Source organism: Streptomyces sp. NPDC052236 (assembly GCF_044548015.1).
GTDB lineage: Bacteria > Actinomycetota > Actinomycetes > Streptomycetales > Streptomycetaceae > Streptomyces.
In genome coordinates this window covers 268,515-288,000 of sequence record NZ_JBIUBL010000009.1, presented here as the reverse complement: position 1 = coordinate 288,000, position 19,486 = coordinate 268,515, and the positions used below count along the sequence as shown (strand labels likewise).

Genomic DNA, 19,486 nt, shown 5'->3' with positions numbered 1-19,486 from the left:
AGAGAAAAAGGTGGTCCCGGTGCCGGGTGAACGTGTACGCCGTCTTTCGCACACCGTCGATGTGGCCGCGCCCGCGGAAGTCCTCTACACGTTGATCGCCGATGCCGAGCGCCGGCCGCTGTACTTCCCGACGAGCGTGCATGTGGAGCGGCTCGATTTCTGCGGCGTCCGCGAGCGGCTGCGGATGTGGGTCGTCGCCGGCGGGCAGGTGAAGTCCTGGACGTCCGACCGGATCCAGGACTCCGCGCGGCGCTCGGTCTCCTTCCACCAGGACCTGACCATGGACCCCGCGAAGTCGATGGACGGTACGTGTTCCGTGCAGTCCCTGGGCCCCGGCCGCTGCCGGCTGACCGTGGACCACGAGTTCACCGCCGTGGGCGACCGGCCCGAGGACGTGGCGTGGCTGGAGCAGGCCACGGACGCCAACACCCTCTCCGACCTGCGGAGTCTGCTGTACCTGGCGGAGCGGTGGGCACGGCTGGACCAGCTGGTCCTGTCGTTCGAGGAATCGGTGCGGGTCAAAGGGCCCGCCGAGCTCGTCTACGGCTTCCTCTACGACGTGGCGGACTGGCCGGGGCAGGTCCCGCACGTGCGCCGGGCCGCCCTGAGCGAGCCCCAGGACGGCATCCAGAAGGTCACCATGGACCTCGCCGCGGCCGACGGCACCGTCCACACCGTCACGTCCGTGCGGGTGTGCTTCCCGCACGCCGGACGCATCGTCCACAAGGAGACGGTGCCCCGCAGGCTGCTCGCGGCGCACTGCGGCGAGTGGTCCGTCGTCCCCGACGAGAGGGGCGTCACCGTGGTGTCCAAGCACCACGTCATCCTGTGCGAGAAGGACGTCGAGCAGGTGCTCGGCGCGGGCGCCACCCTGCAGGACGCCCGCCGCCGGGTACGCGAGGAGCTCGGCCACCAGAGTCTGCAGACGCTGCGCCTGGCCCAGAAGCACGCCGAGACGGCCGTACGGGTGCTGTGAGAGGCGCGGCCCCCTGCGGCGCGCGGTGCGTCCCGTGCGGGCCGCCGGAGATCTGGTCGAGAACGCGGCCATGCGCTCCTGAAGGCGACTTGAGAGCCCGGCCCGGCCGCCCCGGCCCCGGGCGAGGCGGCCGGGCCCGCCGGTGGCTGCCTCCCGCACGGGACGGCCACCGGGAGGGGATCTTCACCGGCCCCGTGCTGACCTGGGACAACGGGCGCAGCCAGGCGGGAGCGCAGGGCACCGGGCACGGCAGGACGCAGGCCGGACCAGGGGCGCCACCCCGCCCGCCATACGCCCGGGCCCGCTTCCCGGCGGGGCCCGCCGTCGCCGCCGCGGCGTCCCGGGGCCACCGGGGCGCCCCCGTGCCGGCGGTGTGCCCGCGTGCCGCGAGAGCGGCGGACCATACTCGGGTCCCGGTGCTCCAAGGAGAGCAGGAGGGGCCTTCGCCTCGCTTCGCGGGCGGGCGCACGGGCCCCGCAGAGCCGATGACCGTCGAAGGGAACGTGAAGGTGTCGCTGACCGCGGTGTTAGCCCTCAACAGCCCTGCGCGACAAGCCCCCTGCACCCTCGAACTGCGCGGCCCGCTCGATGCCTCCCTCCTCGAAGCGGCCCTGGCCCGCGTCGCCGCCGACCGGCCCGAGCTGCGCGAGATGCGGCCCCGCACCGTGCGGCACGGCCCGGGCCACCACGTCCTGGAGCTCGATGCGCCCTACCCCGTCGGCGTGCTCGCCGACCTGCTCACCGCCGCCCCGCCCGCACCCGCACCCGCACCGAAACCGGGCTGCGGGCGCGGCGAGGGCACCCGGCCCCACGGCGGGCCCGCGCAGCGGCAGCCGGCCGTGGCGGTGCCGGAGCCGCTCGCGCTCACCCCGCTCCAGCAAGAACTGCTCGCCGACACCGCGAAGTGCCCCCACCAGCAGGTCGCGCAGCTCTTGTGGCGCTGGCACGGGCCGCTGGACACCGGCCGGTTCACCGCCGCCTGGCAGTGCGTCTTCGACCACGAGAGCGTGCTGCGCGCGGCGTTCGTGTGGGACCCCCAGCCCCGGCTCGCGCTGCACGCCCGCGCACACCCCGACGTCGTACGCCATGAACACGGCACCCTCACCCGGCAGGCCCTCATCGAACAGGAGCGGGAGCGCGGCTTCGAGCCGGGCCGGCCGGGGCTGCTGCGGGCCGCCCTGCTCGACGGTGAACCGCAGCAGCCGCACGCCGGCCGGATCGCGCCCACCGATGTCGTACTCACCTACCACCGCGGTGTGCTGGATGGCCGCAGCGTGCGGCTGCTGCTGCGGGAGTTCTACCGCGCCTATCTCGGCGCGGGCGCCCCGCACGGCGGCGAGCGCCGCCCCGACCTGCGCGACTACCGGCGCTGGCTGGCCACACAGGACCCGGCGCCGGCCCGGGACTTCTGGACCCGGGCGGGCGGCGGCCTGGGTGCGGGGCTGCCCCGTGCCCGCCCCGGGGCCGTCACCGGCCGGCACGGCACGGGGCGCACCGTGGCCCGGCTCACCCGCGGCGAGGCGGCGCGCCTCGCGGAGTGGGCGGCGCGCTGGGGGGCCACGGAGAGCAGTGCGCTGCAGGCCGTCTGGGCGATGATCCTGTTCCGGGCGGGCGGCGCGGTCCACGGCCCGGCCCCGGTGAGTTTCAGCGTCACGGTCTCGGGCCGCGGCATCCCGATGGAGGGCATCGCGGGCGTTCCCGGGCCCTTCGACAACCCGCTGCCGATGACCCTCGAGGTGGACCCGGCGGGCACGGTGCCCGGGTTGCTGCGGGACGTACGCGACCGGGTCCTGGACATGGCCTCCTACGAATGGGTCTCCGCCGGACAGATCAGGGAGTGGCTCGGCTGCGACGCCGGCGCGGACGTCACCGAGACGCTGCTCTCCTTCGAGCACCGGCCCACTCCCCCGGAGGCACTGGGGCCGCAACTCGCCGCGCAGGGCATCCACGTGGAGGACACCGGTCCGGCGGGAGCGCCGGGCGTGTTCCCGATCGGTGTCGTGGCCCGCCACGACAGCAGGGGCGGGCTCGTCCTGACCTCGGTCCACGACCGGGGGCGGCTGCACGACGACCAGGTGGCCAAGATGCTCGCCCACAGTGCCCGGCTGCTGCGTGAACTGCCCGGCGGCGCACGGGAGTCGACCACCGTCGCCGAGGCGCTGTCGGGGCTGGCCGGTGCCGATGCGCCGCGCATCCACGACCACCCCGCGGGCCCGGCGGCCCGGCGCCTGGTGCGGCTGCGCGGCGCGGCGCGGCCCGGCGCCGGAACCATCTGCCTGATCGCCCCGCCCTGGACCCCCGACAGCCGGCATGCCGAGCTGGCCCGGTGCTACCAGGGGCCGGAGGCGCTCACCGCGCTGCGGGCGGACACGGCCGGGGTGCGGGAGCGCCTGGCGGCGCTGCGGCCGCTGCTCGCCGACGGCGAACGCCTGGTCCTGGGCGGGTTCTCCGGGGCCGGGGCCCTGGCCTGCGAGCTCGCCCGGCACATCGCGGCACACTGCGGCACAGCGCCGCTCGTGGTACTCGGTGCGGGCCGCGGCGCAGGTGGGAGCAGGGTGGAGGACCTGGCCCGTGCGCTGGGTGCCGCGGCCCGGCGGCCGGCTCTGGTGTCCTCCGCCTGAATGCCTCATCCGTCGCCCGGGGAAGTGACCTCTGTTCAAACGGTGTTGGCCCCAAAGCGGTGTGCGGCACCGGAAATTGGGTGAGTGCGCACCGGCCGCGGAGGCAGGGCGAGGGCACCGTGCGGACGAAAGGATTCCGCGAGCGGCTCCGGGGAACCGCTTTCCCGCTTGCGCAGGTGTGCACGTCGGCGAATTCCCGGGCGTGTTGTTGCACGGGGGCACAGATTCCCGGCGAACCGCCCCGGTGGGTGAGGTCAGCCGATCCCCGCCAGCCGCAACAGCAGCGGCTTCACCTGCGTGGCGGCGAGTGTGCCAAAGACCTCGCCGGGGCGGGAGCAGAGCAGGACCGGTCCGTCCTCGGGGCGGTCCGGGAGCCTGCCGTGGCTGCCGCGCACCGGGGCGGGGTCCAGCGGGACGACGGCCAGCCGGTAGCGCATGCCCAGCTTCTTGCGGGCCAGCGCCTTGGCCGCCTTGAGCTTCACGTACGGGTCGAGCGGGTCCATGAACAGCTCGGCGGGGTCGTATCCGGGCTTGCGGTGGATCTCCACGAGCTGCGCGAAGTCGGGGGCGAGGTCGTCGTCGAGCCAGTAGTAGTACGTGAACCAGGCATCCGGCTCGGCGATGGCCACCAGTTCGCCGGAGCGCGGGTGGTCCAGGCCGTGTTCCTTCTTGCCCTCGTCGCCGAGGAGTTCACCGACACCGTCGATGCCTTCGAGTACCTCCCGCACACCGGCCAGGTCCTCGGGCCGCCGCACATACACATGCGCGAGCTGGTGGTCGGCGACCGCGAAGGCGCGCGAGGCCATGGTGTCCAGGTACTCCATGCCGTCCTGGGTGTGCACCTGGAGGTAACCGGCGCGGCGCAGGGCCCGGTTGATGTCGATGGGCCTGCTGACCTGGGTGATGCCGTACTCGGACAGGACGACCACGGTGCGGCCCTCGGCGGCGGCCTCATCGAGCAGCGGAGCGAGCGCCGCGTCGAGGTCGGCGGCGGCCCGCAGCGAGCGCGGGTCGTGGGGGCCGAAGCGCTGGAGGTCGTAGTCCAGGTGCGGGACGTAGCACAGCGTCAGGTCGGGGTGGCGGGTGCGGTTGAGGTAGCGGGTCGCGTCGATGATCCACTTGCTGGATACCAGGTTGGCGGTGGGGCCCCAGAAGTTGAACAGCGGGAACGTGCCCAGCTCGGCGTGGAGTTCGTCGTGCAGGCCGGCGGGCCGGGTGTAGCAGTCGGGCTCCTTGCGGCCGTCGGCGTAGTAGATGGGGCGCGGGGTGACCGTCCAGTCGGTGTCCGCGCCCATCGCGTACCACCAGCAGACGTTGGCGACCGTGTAGCCGGGGTGCAGGCGGCGGGCGGCGTCCCAGAGCTTGTCGCCCTCCACGAGCCCGTTGTGCTGGCGCCACAGCAGGACTTCGCCGAGGTCGCGGAAGTACCAGCCGTTGCCGACGATGCCGTGCTCGGCGGGCATCGTGCCGGTCAGGAAGGTGGACTGGGCGGCGCAGGTGACGGCGGGCAGTACGGTGCCGAGCTCGGTGCGCGAGCCGCGGCTGCCGAGCGCCTTCAGGCGGGGCATGTGGTCCAGCAGCGTGGGCGTCAGGCCGACCACGTCCAGGACGAGCAGGGGCGTGGGGGTCTTCGTCGTCACTGCTGCTCCTTGAGTCCAAGATCGGTCAACAGGTCGCGGGCGAGGGACAGTTCGGCGGCGATGCCGTCGGCGAGCCGGGCGTCTGTGGCCGGACGCGCCTCGGCCGGCAGGGCCTGCCAGGTGTAGGTCTCGACCTCGAAGTGATGGCTGCGCGGCACGGGCCCGCCGACCAGGGCGGCGAGCGTCTCGCGCAGCACGTCGAGGGTGGAGGTCAGCGGCGGGGCGGGCGGGGCGTGCAGGGGTACGTGGAAGTGGGCGCGCCAGGGCACGGTGTCCGGCAGCGCGTTGGTGGCCAGTGCCTGGCCGAGGTCGTCGGTGCCGTACAGGATCCCGTCCGCCCTGGCGCGGGTCTGGTGCAGGAAACGCGGCTCGTCGAAGGCGGCGAGCGCCGCACGGACCGCCGGGTCCTGGGGGTTCTGGGCGTGCAGGGCCGCGGAGAGCTGCACCTTGGGCACCGTGATGCCCGCCCGCTCCAGGGCGGCGAGTGCCGCCGCGGGCTCCTCGAAGCTGGTCGCGAGGTGGCAGGTGTCCAGGCACAGGCCGATGCGGCGTGCGGGCAGGGCGGCGAGCGGGGCGAGCGCGTCGGCGGTGGTCTCGACGGCGCAGCCGGGCTCCGGCTCCAGGGCGAGGCGGATCGAGCGGCCGGAGGAATCCTCCAGTTCGTCCAGCCGCCGGGCCAGTTCGCTCAGTGCCGTGTGTGCCGACTGGGCCGCCCTCTCGTCGAAGCCGGTGCGCCAGGCCAGCGGCAGTGTGGAGATGGTGCCCTCGGTGACGTCCGGCGGCAGCAGCTGGGTGAGGAGCCGGGCCAGGTCGGTGGTGTGCTCCAGGCGCTCGGGGTCGGTCCAGTCGGGCCGGTAGACCCGGTACTTGACCACCTCGGCACCGAAGCCCTGGTAGGGGAAGCCGTTGAGGGTGACCACTTCGAGGCCGCGCCGGTCCAGTTCGGTGCGCAGCCGGCGCGGTTGGGCGGGGTCGGTGTTCAGGGCGCGGACCGCGTCGCGGGCCAGCCACAGTCCTATGCCCAGGCGCTCGGTGCCCAGGCGGCGGCGGACCGGTTCGCAGTGGGCGGCGAACTGGGCGATGACACCGTCGAGGGTCTCGGCCGGGTGGACGTTGGTGCAGTACGCGAGGTGAACGGCCGAGCCGTCGGGGTGCTGGAAGCGCACGGCTCATTGCCCCCCGCGCACAATGGAGTTGCCCTCGTGCAGCGCCTGGGGTTTCGCGGGCTCCAGGACGAGGCGGCCGCTCAGTTGGTAGAAGGCGACGGGGTTGCGCCACAGCACCCGGTCCACGTCGTCCTCGCCGAAGCCCGCGGCGAGCATCGCCTCGCCGACCTTGCGGGTCTTGAGCGGGTCGCTTCTGCCCCAGTCGGCGGCGGAGTTGACCAGGACCCGCTCGGGTCCGTACTCCTTCAGGACGGCGACCATGCGGTGCTCGTCCATCTTGGTGTCCGGGTAGACGGAGAAGCCGAGCCAGGCGCCGGAGTCCTTGGCTTCCTGGACTGTGGTCTCGTTGAGGTGGTCGACCAGGACCCGGTCGACGGGGAGCCTGGACTCGGTCACGACGTCCAGGGTGCGGCGCAGGCCCACGAGTTTGTCGCGGTGCGGGGTGTGCACCAGGGCGGGCAGCCCGTGCTCGGCGGCGAGGTGAAGCTGCGCGGCCAGTGCGGTGTCCTCGGCCGGGGTCATCGAGTCGTAGCCGATCTCGCCGACCGCGACCACGCCGTCCTTGGCCAGGTAGCGCGGCAGCTCCTCCAGGACGGGCACACAGCGCGGGTCGTTGGCCTCCTTGGGGTTCAGGGCGATGGTGCAGTGGTGTGTGATGCCGTACTGCGCGGCCCGGAACGGCTCCCAGCCGAGCAGCGCGTCGAAGTAGTCGAAGAAGCTCTCCGGCGAGGTGCGCGGCTGACCGAGCCAGAAGGAGGGTTCGACCAGCGCGCGCACCCCGGCCGCGTACATCGCCTGGTAGTCGTCGGTGGTGCGCGAGGTCATGTGGATGTGCGGGTCGAAGATGCGCATCAGGCTTCCTTGGCGGTCAGGGCGAGTACGTGCGGCAGGTCCATCGGGACGGGGCGCCCCGCGGCGGTACGTTCCGCGGCGAAGTCCCGGAGCATACGGGCGAGTTCGCCGTCACTGCGGGCCCGGCCGGCGAGGTCGGCGACGGCGGTCAGGGGCACTGCGGTGAACAGGCACTTCAGGACGGCGTGGCGCCAGGCGTGGGCGTCCAGGTGTGCGGCGGCGCGGGTTGCGAGGGCTGCGGCGAGAAGCCGGGGGTCGTTGGTGCGCAGCGCGTCCTCGATCAGCGGCACGCCCTGGCCCGGGGTGAGCGGGAGGTGGGGCAGGGCGAGCAGGACAGCGCGGCGTTCGGCGCCGGTGCCCCGCTCGTAGAGCCGGGTCACGGTGGCCGCGCCGGGGCGGGCGGTGTGCAGCAGGAGTACCCGGGCCGCCTCCGCCGCCTCCGGGATGCCGCACTCCCGGCCGGCTGCCGCGAACCGCAGTTCCCACACCGGTATGGCCCGGCGCGGCGGGGCGTGCGGGTCGGGGTGTGCGGCGTCGTGCGCGTCGGCGAGGGCGGCGTCGAGCCAGGCGGCGCCCTGGGGACCGAGGCGGTCCAGCAGGTCCTCTCGGGTGATCAGCATGCGGGTTTCCTTACGCGGACGGTGCCGGGGCGAGGGGGGTGTGGGGGTGCGGGTGGGCGGGCCGGGAGGTGGGCCCGCGGCCGGGGCGGGACGCTGGGCGCTGGGCGCTGTGCGCGCAGGAGCGTGAGGCAGGAGCGGGCGGGTTCGGGCCCGGCGTGCGGGTGGCGGGGCAGGGCGGCGGCGGTCGGGCCGGCCGCTGCCGCCTGTGCCTGTGCGGGGGCGATACGGCCCGGGGGGATGGGGCGGTGGGGTCGCTCGGCGGCGTTCTCCTCCCGGTCCGCCCGGTCGTTGAGTGCCGTGCCCGCCCCGTACAGGCGCGGGTAGGCGCCGGGGAGGGTGAACAGGGCGGGGGCACGCAGGAGTTCGGCCCCGTCGCGGACGGTGCTCACCGCAACTCCCCCAGTCGCGCGGCGAAGCCGAGGAGGGCGTCGTACTGCTCGGCAAGTGCCGAGGAGGTGCCGTCGGGGTCCTTGAAGTAGAAGCCCAGCTCCGGCAGGCTCCCGGTGATCCCCGCCTGGTGGGCGCGGGCGGTGAGCCGGGCCAGGTCGAGCACGAGGGGTGCGGCCAGTGCCGAGTCGCAGCCCTGCCAGATGGTCTGCAGGATCATCCGCGAACCGAGGAAGCCCTCGAAGGCCACGTGGTCCCAGGCGGTCTTCCACTCGCCGAGCGCGGGCACGTCGTCGATGTGCACCTGGCCCTCGGGCAGCGTGCCGAGGTTGTCCTGAAGAACCCGGTTCTTGCCCGCGTTCTTGGCCGCGGCGGCCGCGGAGTCGGCGAGCGCCGCCCCGTCGCCGCCGCCCAGCAGGTTGGTGCCGGACCAGGCCCGTACCGCAAGGGCCCGCTGGCGGAACATGGGCGCGAGCACCGCCCGCAGCAGGGTCTGCCCGGTCTTTCCGTCCCGGCCCGCGTAGGGCACCCGGGCGGTCCGGGACAGTTCCTGAAGTGCCGGGTGGCGTTCACCGGTCGAGGGGGTGAAGTTGACGTACGCGCAGCCCGCGCGCAGGGCGGCCGCGGCGTACAGCGAGCTGGCGGGCAGCCGGGCCTCGCCCTGGGCCGGGGCGGGTTCGGTGGAGGCGAGGTTGACCACAACGGTCCGGGCGGCCGAGGTGCGGCGGGTGAAGTCCTCGATGTCGGCGGCGAAGGCCGCGATCAGCTCCTCGTCGGTGCGGGTGTCGCCGGCCATGGGTCCGCCGGTGCGGATCTCCCGGTCGGCGGCGGTGAGTTCGGCGTGGACCGCCCGGGCGAGCCCGTGCGGCAGGACGCCCTGTTCGGCGAGTGCTTCGGCGCGCTTGGGCAGCGGCCAGTCGAGGGTGTCGTGGCCGCCGAAGACGAAGGAGGACAGGGCGGGCAGCCCGGCGGCGGCGAAGGCCTCGGTCTCGGTGACCATTCCCGTCGGCGGGCACAGCCCCGCGGCGAGCGCGGCGCACCCGGCGACCGCGGTCGTGGCGACGGAGCCGCGGGCCCCGATGAACCACACGCCCGTGCCGGGACCGCTCTCGGGTCCGGTGGGGGTGCCGGGCGTCTTGGCGTGCTCGGACACGAAAGGCCTCCTGAAGTGCGTCGGTTCTGACAGGCGGGGGTGCCCAAGGGGCGGCAGCGGCCCGGGGACCGGGCCGGTCTCGGTGGCCCTTGGCCGGCGGGTGGAGTCGGCAGGGGTGCGCTGCCGGTTGGCGACGGCGGGGGTGCGCCCGGCGCCGCGGGTGGTGCGGGTGGTGCGGCAGGCGGCCCAGACGGGTCCTGGCCACGGCCGGTGCGCCGGCGTACGTGCCGCACCGTGGCCGGGCAGGGCCCGGTGGCGCGGGCGGCCTCGCCCGGACCGGTGTCGGGCCGGTGCCGGGCCGGTGTCGGGCCGGTGGAGGAAGATCGCGGCGGTGCGGCGGCGGCGCCGACCGCTGCCGGGGCCCGGCCGCTGCGGCCGGGCCTCGTGCGGGACCGCGCTCATTGCGCGGTTGATGACCGCGAAGGGATGCGGGAGGCAGTCGTGTCGCAGATCCCGGTGGCGGCGGCGACCGCGCGGTCCGGCCACTGCGGGTGGGTCAGGGTAATGCGTGCCACGAAGGCGGCGGCCGTGTCGCGGTCCAGCAGCCGCGCGGCAATGACGCGCGGGGTGCGGCGGCGCGCGGTGAGGGCGGCAGACAGTCCCCGGCCCCGGCGCGCACCCGTACCTGGTCCCGGTCCTGCCCGTGCGGGCGGGGAGAGTGGTCACAGGCCGGCGAGTCGGTCCGTACGCGGGTGATCGGCTGCACCGGGGTCCAGCTCGCCGACGGCTCGCTCTCGCCAAGATCGCCGGGCGGGTACGTCAACTGCTCGGCCAGAGACAACGTGTACCTCCTGACAGCGATGCGCAATCGGCATGCCTTGTGGACGGCGGCAGTCAACGGAGTCTGCGCACAGTGCCTCGACACCTGCCCGGGTACGGCTCGAGTCCGCCTCGGACCGGCATCCCCCGGTGGGCGCGGCGCACAGGGGATACCGGTCCGGCGGGCTTCAGGCGGCGTAGAGGTCGAAGGTCGAGCCGCGCCGTGGTCCGGCGACGACATCCAGCTGGGGGTCGACGGCCAGCATGGCCTGGTGCAGCCGCTGCACCTGCGGCGAGGGCTCGACGCCCAGCCCCTCGATCAGCCGGATGCGCAGCTTGCGGTAGATCTCCAGGGCCGATGCCTGCCGCCCCGACCGGTACAGCGCCACCATGGCCTGCGAGTACAGACCTTCGTGCTGGGGGTAGCGCGCCGTCAGCTCGTACAGCTCCGCGATGAGTTCGGAGTGCCGGCCCAGCCGCAGGTCGGCGTCGATGCGCCGCTCGACGGTGCCCAGGCGGCTCTCCTCCAGGCGCATGACCTCGATCTCGAGGATCGGTCCGCCCCGTACGTCGACGAGCGCGGGTCCGCGCCACAGCTTGAGCGCCTGGCGGAAACGGTCGGCCGCGGTGACGTCGTCCCCGGTCTCGAAGGCCGACCGCCCTTCGGTGACCATGCGTTCGTACTGGTGCACATCGACGCTCTCGGCCGGTATCTGCATCAGATAGCCCCCATGCCGGGTGGCGAGCACCTCCTTGGCCGCACCGGGGGCGTCGGGCCCCATCGCGGTGCCGAGGTGCCGGCGCAGGTGGAGGATGTAGGTCTGCAGGGTGGTGGGCGCGCTCTGCGGCGGCTCGGTTCCCCAGAGTTCCTCCATGAGCATGGAGACGGGCATCACCCGTCCGGGATAGAGGGCGAACAAGGACAAAATCTGCCTCGGCTTACCGGCCGTCGGAACAATCGATCCCCCGTTGACCTCGGCACTCAACGGACCCAGAACCTGAATCTTCACAGTATTCCCCCCGCACCTCGTCGAGTTCCTCTCAGTGACTGATTTCCGTCGCCGCGAGCACACTAGCCGGAATTGTGCGGCACCCACCCTTTTCATCGACCAGGGCTTGAGGAGGTCTCAACTGGGCGCCGCTGCCCGGGAATTGATCACTCACGAATATGTGAACGACGACGGAAGCAAAGCTCCCGCGGCGTATCGCGGAACGCTCTTCTCGGTTATCCTTCCCAGCGAATTCCGTTACGGGCAACTGAATTACGGAACGTACGACCCGGAATTCGCGCATCGGAACATACGGCTCCGTCCGGTATGCCTACCGGGGCCCGGTTTTTGACCGGCCTGCGGCGGATCTGCGGAGCGATGAGCGAGCCGGCGCCCGGCCAAAAGGGGCGTGATCACTCAACTCGTGGGAGCGAGCCGCCCCTTGGCGGCATCGGGTGCCTCCGCCGCGGACTCGTGGCCGGCCGTGAGGATGGACTGCTGCAGCCGCCGCAGCCCCGCGGACGGCTCCAGGCCGAGGTCGCGTACGAGCGTGGTGCGCAGCCGCTGATAGACGTCCAGGGCCTCACCGCGCCGCCCCGAGCGGCGCAGCGCGAGCATGAACTGGGCGTGCAGACTCTCGTGCGTGCGGTAGCGGTTCACCAGAACGGTGAGCTCGGCCAGCAGCTCGCGGTGCCGCCCCAGCCGCAGATCGGCCTCGATACGCTGGTCGAGAGCACACAGCCGGCTCTCTTCGAGGCGCTTGATCTCCATCTCCAGCTGTGCCCCGGCCTGCACGTCCGCGAAGGCGGTCCCGGACCACAGCGCCAGCGCTTCGCGCAACTGCCGCGCGGCACCGGCGAAGTCGCCCGCGTCCATGGCCCGGTATCCCGTGCCCGCGAGGCGCTCGAAGGTGCGGACGTCGCTGCGGCCGTCGGCGCTGGACAGCAGATAGCCACCGGGCATTGTCACCAGCACGTTCTTGGCGACGCGCCGCTCGCTCTCCCCCTGCGGGCCCTCGCGCTCGTCCTTCTCCAGGGCCACGGAGATGAGTTCGCGCAGCTGAAGGATGTACGTCTGCAGGGTGGTACGGGCACTGCGCGGCGGGGTGGTGTCCCAGAGCTCCTCTATCAAGGCGGAGACGGGCACCACCCGGTCGGCGTGCAGCGCCAGCAGAGCCAGAACCTGCCGCGGCTTGGGGGCCGTAGGCGTGATGGAGACTCCGTTCACCCTCACCGCCACCGCGCCGAGTACCTCGATGTCCACAGCGTCTCCCTGAACGTGGATGATGCCGCTCGCGGGGGCGATCCCTACCGCACACAGATTCAATTAGATTCCGAACGCCCTGTCAATACAAAACCGGGTAGCTGGTTTCTAGCGGCGCACCAGTCACTCAAGGCGATCCAGCTACCCATCCTTGAGCGCGGCTCGAGGACGGAGGCCCGGCCGGAGCCGTGTTGACGCGCGGTGGTGGGGGTGGTGTTGGACCTGGCCGGGGACGCCCGGGCCGGTGCCCTGGGGCACCAGCTGCGCCAGGGCGTCCGGCGGGGCGAGCCGCGGCAGCATCAGTTCCCAGTACCGGCACAGGGTGCGCCGCGACACCCACGTGGGGTTCCCGCAGCCCAGAACCGCGAAGCCCACGGTCGCCGCGACGACGGCGTTCGACACCTGGGCGGGCCGGACGCCCTCGGCGAGCCTGCCCTCCCGCTCCGCGGTGCGCAGCACCGCGTCGACCCACCGCAGCCACTCCCCCCGCAGCTCCACGGCCCCCGTGGGCCGCGGAGCGGTATCGGCCAGCGCCAGGCCGGCCCGGACCATCACGTCCTCCTCGAGGCTGCTCATCAGCCCGTGCGTCGCGTCGATGAGCCGCTGCAGCGGACCGCCCCGGCGTTCGTCGGCCTCCCGGGTGACGCGCCGGACGGTGTCGAGGGCCGCCGCTTCCACGGCCTGGGCCAGGGCGCGCTTGCTCTCGAAGTGGAAGTGCAGCGCTCCGTTGCTGACCCCGGCCCTGCCGCAGATGCTGCTGATCGTCGCCGGCGCGAAGCCTGCCTCGGCGAACACCTCGGCCGCCGCCCGCACCAATGACTCCCTCGTGCGCACGGCACGCTCCTGCTGCACCATCGTGGATCCATCTCCTGGCTGAGGGGGTCCCCGCGGCCCCCGGCCGCCAGGAGGGCCATGGTGGCGGCTCCGCGTCAACTCCTGCGTGCCTGCGGTGGGTTCGGCTACTGCGGTGGGTTGCCGTGTTTGCGGGACGGCAGGTCGGCGTGCTTGCCGCGCAGCATCGCGAGGGCGCGGACGAGTACTTCGCGGGTCTGGGTCGGGTCGATGACGTCGTCGACGAGGCCGCGCTCGGCGGCGTAGTACGGGTGCATCAGCTCGGCCTTGTACTCCTTGACCATGCGCGCCCGCATGGCCTGGGGGTCCTTGGCCGCGGCGATCTGCTTGCGGAAGATGACATTGGCGGCGCCCTCCGCGCCCATCACGGCGATCTCGTTGGTCGGCCAGGCATAGGTGACGTCCGCGCCGATGGACTGGCTGTCCATGACGATGTACGCGCCTCCGTACGCCTTGCGCAGGATGAGGGAGATCCGCGGGACGGTGGCGTTGCAGTAGGCGTACAGCAGCTTGGCGCCGTGGCGGATGATCCCGCCGTGCTCCTGCTCGACGCCCGGCAGGAACCCGGGAACATCCAGCAGGGTGACGATCGGGATGTTGAAGGCATCGCACATCTGCACGAACCGCGCGGCCTTCTCGGAGGCCTCGATGTTCAGAACACCGGCGAGCGACTGCGGCTGGTTGGCCACCACGCCCACGACCTGACCGTCCAGCCGCGCCAGCGCGCACACGATGTTGCGGGCCCAGCGCTCGTGGATCTCCAGGTAGTCGCCGTCGTCGACGAGCTCCTCGATCACCTTGTGCATGTCGTAGGGCCGGTTGCCGTCGGCCGGCACCAGATCGAGCAGCGTGTGCGAGCGGCGGCCGGCCGGATCTCCGGACCGCGCGAGGGGCGGAGTCACCCGGTTGTTGGAGGGCAGCATCGAGATCAGATAGCAGACCTCGGCGATGCAGGTCTCCTCGTCGTCGTACGCGAAGTGCGCGACACCCGAGGTCTCGGCGTGCACATCGGCACCGCCGAGCCCGTTCTGGGTGATCTCCTCACCGGTGACCGCCTTGACGACATCGGGGCCGGTGATGAACATCTGCGAGGTGTCGCGCACCATGAACACGAAGTCCGTCAGCGCGGGACTGTAGGCCGCACCCCCCGCGCACGGCCCGAGCATGACGCTGATCTGCGGAATCACGCCCGACGCCCTGGCGTTGCGCTGGAAGATGCCGCCGTAACCGGCAAGGGCGCTGACACCCTCCTGGATCCGCGCGCCGGCACCGTCGTTGAGCGACACCAGCGGAGCACCGGCCGCGATCGCCATGTCCATGATCTTGTGGATCTTGGCGGCATGCGCCTCGCCCAGCGCGCCGCCGAAGATCCGGAAGTCATGGGCGTAGAGGAAGACCGTACGGCCCCCGACCGTGCCCCACCCGGTGATCACACCATCCGTGTACGGCTTCTTCGCCTCCAGGCCGAACCCGGTCGCCCGGTGCCGCCGCAGCTGCCCGACCTCCTGGAAGGAACCCGCGTCGAGCAGTAACCCGATCCGCTCACGCGCGGTCAGTTTGCCCTTGGCGTGCTGCGCCTTCGTCGCCTGCTCACTGGGCCCGGACAGCGCCAGCGCCCGGATCGCCGCCAGCTCCGCCACCCGGCCCCGCACATCGGCCGACCCCGCTTCGGGCGCAGAGGGCTCCATCACCGTCGCCATGACGGTCCCCTTCCTGTTGGTCGGCGCGGACGGGGCCGGTCATCGCCGCCCGCCCGCCCCGGGCGCGTCATCTCCAGCTGTGCGGCGCCTGGTAGACCCTGGTCCGTTCCTGCTGGTGCCAGAACGCGACGGACCGGCCCTCGGTGTCCCCTTCGTCCTGCGCCTGGGTGTCCCTTTGCCCGGCGACCAGCGAGAACAGTGTCACGGCGACCGCGGCGAGCTCTTCTTCAGTGGCCTGACCGCGCTCGATCCTGAGCAGGGCGGCCTTGTCTTCAGCACCGTCCACGGCCTCTCCTCCCCTGTGGCCCACGGTCGACGGCGGGGCTCAAAACAGGCTCGGGTTTGCCTGGAGCACCAGGGAGCTCCACCAACAAACCGGCGGGCACGCTTCGCCGGAGCCGTGCGGTCCGCTCGTCCTCCCCCGCAGCCACCCTGTACACCCGCAGTCCACCGAGCGGCCCGCAACCCCCGCCTTCCGGCCAAAGGACCGGAATGGCCGCGGGCTCCGCACCCGGCCGACCCGCCGAGGTGGCCGCCCTTTCCCGGCGTCCTGACCTCATACGCGGAATGAGTCGCACGCGGCGGACAACGCGGCCGCGCCGGAACCCCCACTGGCTATCAAACCGGCAAGTTGGTTTTATATGTCGAAGGAAACCCCTCCTATCCCCCGTGGGAGAGCCAACAGTGAGCAAACAGGAACGGGCCACCCGTACCCGCAACGCACTCATCCTCTCGGCGGCCGAGCTGTTCGAGCGGCACGGCTATGTGAAGGCCAGCCTGGACGAGATCAGTTCGGGCGCCGGGGTGAGCCGTGGCGCTCTGCACTTCCACTTCGAGAACAAGGCCGCGGTGGCCGACGCCGTCGAGAGTGCCGCCGCGCGCTCCCTGCGCCACGCGGTGGGCAGTGTGCCGCCGGGCCACGTGAGCGCCCTGCAGAGCCTGACGGACCTTTCGCACCACCTGGCCCGGCTGCTGTTCTCCGACGTGGTGGTACGGGCCGGCTTCCGGCTGAACTGCGATGCGGGGCCGCGCACCCACTTCGACCTCCGCCAGGAGTGGCACACCTGCGTGCACGGACTCGTGGCCCGGGCCGCGCAGGAGAAGTCACTCGCGGCGGGCGTGTCGCAGGAAGGCCTCGTAGCCACCGTGGTGGCCACGACCGTCGGTCTCGAAGTACTGAGCCGCGCCAACAGGGGGTGGCCGGCCACCTACTCACTCACGAGCTTCTGGCAGCTGCTGCTGCCCTCGGTGGCCGACCCGCGGACGGTCGCCGGGCTGAATCCGGGCGGAACCGGCTCACCTCCCAACGGCTCGGAGCACCTGCCGGGCCCGTTCTCGCACGCCCACGACACCCGCTCCCGCCGCCAGATCCACCCCGGCACAGCCGGGTGGCCCACCTAGGGCGTGTTTGAGAAGTCCCTCCCCCCGGACTTCGTCCGGTGGGGGTCCCCCGGGGACACCTCCCGTGCGAAGCCACGGGGGAGAAACCAGGGGGAGGACCCCCGGCCCCGCGACGCCTGGCACGCACACTCGCGGTGTTGTCGGAGTCGCCCAAGCACTCCCCCCAGAGCTCCGCCTGGTGGGGGTCCCCCCAGCGGAGCGAGGGGGAGTGCCCCCACCGCCTTGCGACTGCACGCACCAGACGCCGCAGGGCCCGCCCCACGGGCGGACGGCGCTACTTCTCAAACACGCCCTGGGGGCACCGACAGGCACGGCCCATCGGCCGGGAGGCAGTGCGCACACAAAGCCGAAGGAATCAGCCTCCGTTATCGAACACACACGCTACGCTACCGGGAAATCGTAACGGCTCACCGAGACACACCACCTGAAGCGGAACGCTCCGCCATAGACAAGGGGATCGCGCGCAATGACACAGGGTCAGGGTTCGCTCGCGGGGAAGGTCGCCCTCATCACCGGTGCGAGCAGCGGCATCGGCGCGGCAGCGGCCCGGGTGTTCGCACGGGAGGGCGCGCATGTGGTACTGGTCGCCCGGCGCGAGGACCGCCTTGCGGCACTCTCGGCCGAGCTGCGCGCAGGCGGCGCGCAGGCCTCGTACTACACGGGGGACGTGCAGGTCTCCGCCGACATGGCGCGGGCCGTTTCCTATGCGGTGGAGACCTACGGGCGCCTGGACGCGGCGTTCAACAACGCGGGGGCCGCGGTGGAGCCGGCCCCGCTGCAGTTCCTCGACGACAAGGCCTACGACCTGGTCATGGACACCAACGTGCGCGGCGTGTGGAACTGCCTGCGCCACGAGATCGGTGCGATGACCGAAGGCGGCGGCGGCTCGATCGTGAACACGAGCAGTGTGGCCGGCCTGGTGGCGACTTCCGTCGCGGCACCCTATATCGCCGCCAAGCACGCCGTGATCGGCCTGACCAAGGCGGCCGCGGTCGAGTGCGCGCCCAGCGGCATCCGCGTCAACGCCATAGCTCCGGGCCTGACCAGGTCGGAGATGGTCGAGGAGTGGTTCACCCGGTTCCCCGGGCAGGAGGCGAAGAGCAAGGCATCGGCGCCGCAGAACCGCATGGCCGCGCCGGAGGAAGTCGCCGAGGCTGCCGCATGGCTGTGCAGCGACCGCGCCTCATTCGTCACCGGGACCACCCTGGCCGTGGACGGCGGTGCCACCACCTGGTGACAACCCCGGCCGCTGCCCGCGCGGCGCGGAGCGTGAGCTCCGCGTACCGGGCCGGCCCCTTCACTCGGCGCGCTGTGCCCCGACGAGGTCGGGCTGCTGCGTGCACTGTGCGTAGAGGCGGGCCCCGCGGTCCGCGGCGAGGTCGAGGTGGGCCAGGACGGCGGGCACGGTGATCGCCGGCATCACATGCTCGAAGAGCACGGAGACCCGCCGCTCGACATCCGCCAGGCCGTGCTCGAGCTGGGAGAAGAGCTGGACCCCGTGGAAGGCGCTGACCATGAGTTCCGTGGTCTGCTGCGGTACGACGTGGGACAGGATCTCTCCCCGCTCCTTGGCCTCGGTGAGCGTCTGGGTGGAGAGCTCGATCAAGGCGGGCCAGGCGCTGCCGTAGTGCTCCCTGCCCCGGGGGTCGGACGAGAGCACCGCGCCGGCGCGCACCACCGCGTCGCGCGGCAGCCGGTGGGCGAGCAGCAGGCCGGTGTCCACCCAGTCCTGGACCTTGAACTCCTGGGGCGGCAGGGTCTGTGCGACCTGCGCCTGGAGAACCCCCCGTGCGAGGGCTTCCTTGGAGTCGAAGTGGAAGTACAGGGCGCCCTTGGTCACGCCGGCGGCCTTGAGGATGTCCGAAACGGTGGCTGCCGAATAGCCGTGCTCGGCAAACACTGTCGCTGCTGCCTCCAGCACCGCACGGCGGGTTCGGACCGCACGTTCTTGTTGCGCCACGAGATCTTCCCTTGTGCTCAGTGCCCGTGTCGAGTATGCAGCGGACCAGAAAAAGAAACCGTCTCGGACGGACCTTACCCACGTCGACAATGAATGACTACCAGGTGGAGCCGTGGATTCCGGGTTGCTGCCTCACCCCGGGAACCCGTCAGGCCTGCGAAAGGTCTTCCCGCCGGCTGTACGCGGCGGCGGCCTCGGCGTCCACGGTCCGCAGCAGCGCCTCATCGATCGCCTCCAGCGTGCGGACGACGTGCCGGGCGCCGGCCTGCCGCATCAGCTGTGGCTGGAAGCCGTGTTCGTAGTCGCTGGGGTGTCCGATGAAGGCCGCCCCGAGTTCGCCGGCCGCCTGCGCCACGCGCGCCACGTCGTCGATGAAGAGCGCCTGGTCGCAGCGGAGCCCGAAGAGGCCGGTGGTGATCTCCCGGATGCCGGGGCGGAAGTCGTTGGTGCACACGTAGCCGGGTTCGTCGAAGTACCCGGCGAACTCACCCAGGTGACGGTCGAAGTGCGACCGGTCGAGGCCTCCGTAGCAGACCGTGCGTACGCCCAGCGAACGCAGCGTCGCCAACAGCGCGGCGGCGCCGTCGAGCACCCGCACCGGATGGTCCCGCAGGTAGTGCTCCCGTTCCTCGAAGTAGGCCTTCAGCAACTCCTCGGGGGTGCCGCCCAGGGCCGCCGCGGCCGTCCGGGCCGCGACGAGCTGCGGCTGCGACAGCAGCGCGTGCTCCAGTCGGGCGGTGTAGCGGCCCCCGCGCGCCAGGACGATGCGGCGGATGACGGGGCTGAACGTGTCGCTCAGGAGCACGCCGTCGATGTTCACCGCGACCAGGCGCAGGTGTCGCAACGGTTCGGTGTGTCCTTGTGGGTGAGCGGTGGCCGGGTCGGCCCTGTCGGGGCGCTGCTGACGAAGCAAGGTGTCTCCCCCATTGAGTCAGCGAGCATGCCCGTCCATGACGACCAGGGCCCGACCGAGAAGCACATAATGAACCGGCCAGCCGGTTTTCGCAATGTTCATCTTTCGGATGGAATGCCTCCGCTTGGAGTCGTCGTTGCTGTGACACACGGCGCGCGACTGTCGAGTTGTCACAGGATCGCGATCCTTGAAGAGATCCCTTGAACATCAAACCGGTTGGTACGTATCTTATGG

The 19,486-nt window shown here is 72.1% G+C and carries 17 protein-coding genes; 4 read left to right on the top strand and 13 right to left on the bottom strand.

Annotated elements, in window-relative coordinates:
* The first annotated feature begins 19 nt into the window (after positions 1 to 19).
* Together ACIHCQ_RS18030 and ACIHCQ_RS18025 are read left to right on the top strand one after the other, a co-directional pair.
* Positions 20 to 976, top strand: a complete 957-nt coding sequence (locus ACIHCQ_RS18030; RefSeq protein ID WP_399663013.1) for an aromatase/cyclase — start codon at positions 20 to 22, stop codon at positions 974 to 976.
* Positions 977 to 1,461: 485 nt separating this feature from the next.
* Positions 1,462 to 3,597 (top strand): condensation domain-containing protein, encoded by a 2,136-nt coding sequence (locus tag ACIHCQ_RS18025; RefSeq protein ID WP_399663011.1) that lies wholly within the window; start codon positions 1,462 to 1,464, stop codon positions 3,595 to 3,597.
* 254 nt (positions 3,598 to 3,851) lie between these two features.
* On the opposite strand, the gene ACIHCQ_RS18020 is transcribed toward ACIHCQ_RS18025, so the two are convergent.
* From ACIHCQ_RS18020 to ACIHCQ_RS17970, 11 genes are all read right to left on the bottom strand, one after another.
* Positions 3,852 to 5,237 carry a nucleotide pyrophosphatase/phosphodiesterase family protein gene (locus tag ACIHCQ_RS18020; protein WP_399663009.1) on the bottom strand — a complete coding sequence of 462 codons (1,386 nt, stop codon included), beginning with the start codon at positions 5,235 to 5,237 and terminating at the stop codon, positions 3,852 to 3,854.
* Complete coding sequence (eboE, locus tag ACIHCQ_RS18015; RefSeq protein ID WP_399663007.1) at positions 5,234 to 6,403, bottom strand: metabolite traffic protein EboE; 1,170 nt, start codon at positions 6,401 to 6,403, stop codon at positions 5,234 to 5,236. The genes ACIHCQ_RS18020 and eboE overlap by 4 nt, the downstream gene beginning before the upstream one ends.
* Positions 6,404 to 6,406: 3 nt before the next feature.
* Complete coding sequence (locus ACIHCQ_RS18010) at positions 6,407 to 7,255, bottom strand: TatD family hydrolase (RefSeq protein ID WP_399663006.1); 849 nt, start codon at positions 7,253 to 7,255, stop codon at positions 6,407 to 6,409.
* The gene (locus ACIHCQ_RS18005) at positions 7,255 to 7,875 is read right to left on the bottom strand and encodes an EboA domain-containing protein (RefSeq protein WP_399663004.1); all 621 of its coding nucleotides are present in this window, start codon (positions 7,873 to 7,875) and stop codon (positions 7,255 to 7,257) included. The genes ACIHCQ_RS18010 and ACIHCQ_RS18005 overlap by 1 nt, the downstream gene beginning before the upstream one ends.
* A complete protein-coding gene (locus ACIHCQ_RS18000; protein ID WP_399663003.1) occupies positions 7,869 to 8,264 on the bottom strand; it encodes a hypothetical protein in 396 nt (131 codons plus the stop codon). Before ACIHCQ_RS18000 ends, ACIHCQ_RS18005 begins: the two co-directional genes overlap by 7 nt.
* Positions 8,261 to 9,415, bottom strand: a complete 1,155-nt coding sequence (locus ACIHCQ_RS17995) for an inositol-3-phosphate synthase (protein WP_399663100.1) — start codon at positions 9,413 to 9,415, stop codon at positions 8,261 to 8,263. The genes ACIHCQ_RS18000 and ACIHCQ_RS17995 overlap by 4 nt, the downstream gene beginning before the upstream one ends.
* A 947-nt stretch (positions 9,416 to 10,362) precedes the next feature.
* Complete coding sequence (locus tag ACIHCQ_RS17990) at positions 10,363 to 11,184, bottom strand: BTAD domain-containing putative transcriptional regulator (protein WP_399663001.1); 822 nt, start codon at positions 11,182 to 11,184, stop codon at positions 10,363 to 10,365.
* Between the two features lie 396 nt (positions 11,185 to 11,580).
* Complete coding sequence (locus tag ACIHCQ_RS17985) at positions 11,581 to 12,426, bottom strand: BTAD domain-containing putative transcriptional regulator (protein WP_399662999.1); 846 nt, start codon at positions 12,424 to 12,426, stop codon at positions 11,581 to 11,583.
* Positions 12,427 to 12,567: 141 nt separating this feature from the next.
* Positions 12,568 to 13,260, bottom strand: a complete 693-nt coding sequence (locus ACIHCQ_RS17980) for a ScbR family autoregulator-binding transcription factor (RefSeq protein WP_399662997.1) — start codon at positions 13,258 to 13,260, stop codon at positions 12,568 to 12,570.
* 125 nt (positions 13,261 to 13,385) lie between these two features.
* Positions 13,386 to 14,978, bottom strand: a complete 1,593-nt coding sequence (locus tag ACIHCQ_RS17975) for an acyl-CoA carboxylase subunit beta (protein WP_399662995.1) — start codon at positions 14,976 to 14,978, stop codon at positions 13,386 to 13,388.
* Between the two features lie 67 nt (positions 14,979 to 15,045).
* Positions 15,046 to 15,264: an acyl-CoA carboxylase subunit epsilon gene (locus tag ACIHCQ_RS17970; protein WP_399662993.1), complete on the bottom strand. Its 219-nt coding sequence runs from the start codon at positions 15,262 to 15,264 to the stop codon at positions 15,046 to 15,048.
* A gap of 398 nt (positions 15,265 to 15,662) precedes the next feature.
* Between ACIHCQ_RS17970 and ACIHCQ_RS17965 the strand changes: the two genes are divergently transcribed.
* Both ACIHCQ_RS17965 and ACIHCQ_RS17960 read left to right on the top strand, forming a co-directional pair.
* Positions 15,663 to 16,379, top strand: coding sequence for a ScbR family autoregulator-binding transcription factor (locus ACIHCQ_RS17965; protein ID WP_399662991.1), 717 nt, complete (start codon positions 15,663 to 15,665; stop codon positions 16,377 to 16,379).
* A 466-nt stretch (positions 16,380 to 16,845) separates the two neighbouring features.
* Complete coding sequence (locus ACIHCQ_RS17960) at positions 16,846 to 17,616, top strand: SDR family NAD(P)-dependent oxidoreductase (RefSeq protein ID WP_399662989.1); 771 nt, start codon at positions 16,846 to 16,848, stop codon at positions 17,614 to 17,616.
* Between the two features lie 60 nt (positions 17,617 to 17,676).
* Here ACIHCQ_RS17960 and ACIHCQ_RS17955 read toward each other — a convergent pair whose 3' ends face one another.
* Positions 17,677 to 18,339, bottom strand: coding sequence for a ScbR family autoregulator-binding transcription factor (locus ACIHCQ_RS17955; RefSeq protein WP_399662987.1), 663 nt, complete (start codon positions 18,337 to 18,339; stop codon positions 17,677 to 17,679).
* A 148-nt stretch (positions 18,340 to 18,487) separates the two neighbouring features.
* The gene (locus tag ACIHCQ_RS17950) at positions 18,488 to 19,174 is read right to left on the bottom strand and encodes an HAD family hydrolase (protein WP_399663098.1); all 687 of its coding nucleotides are present in this window, start codon (positions 19,172 to 19,174) and stop codon (positions 18,488 to 18,490) included.
* Between the last annotated feature and the right edge of the window lie 312 nt (positions 19,175 to 19,486).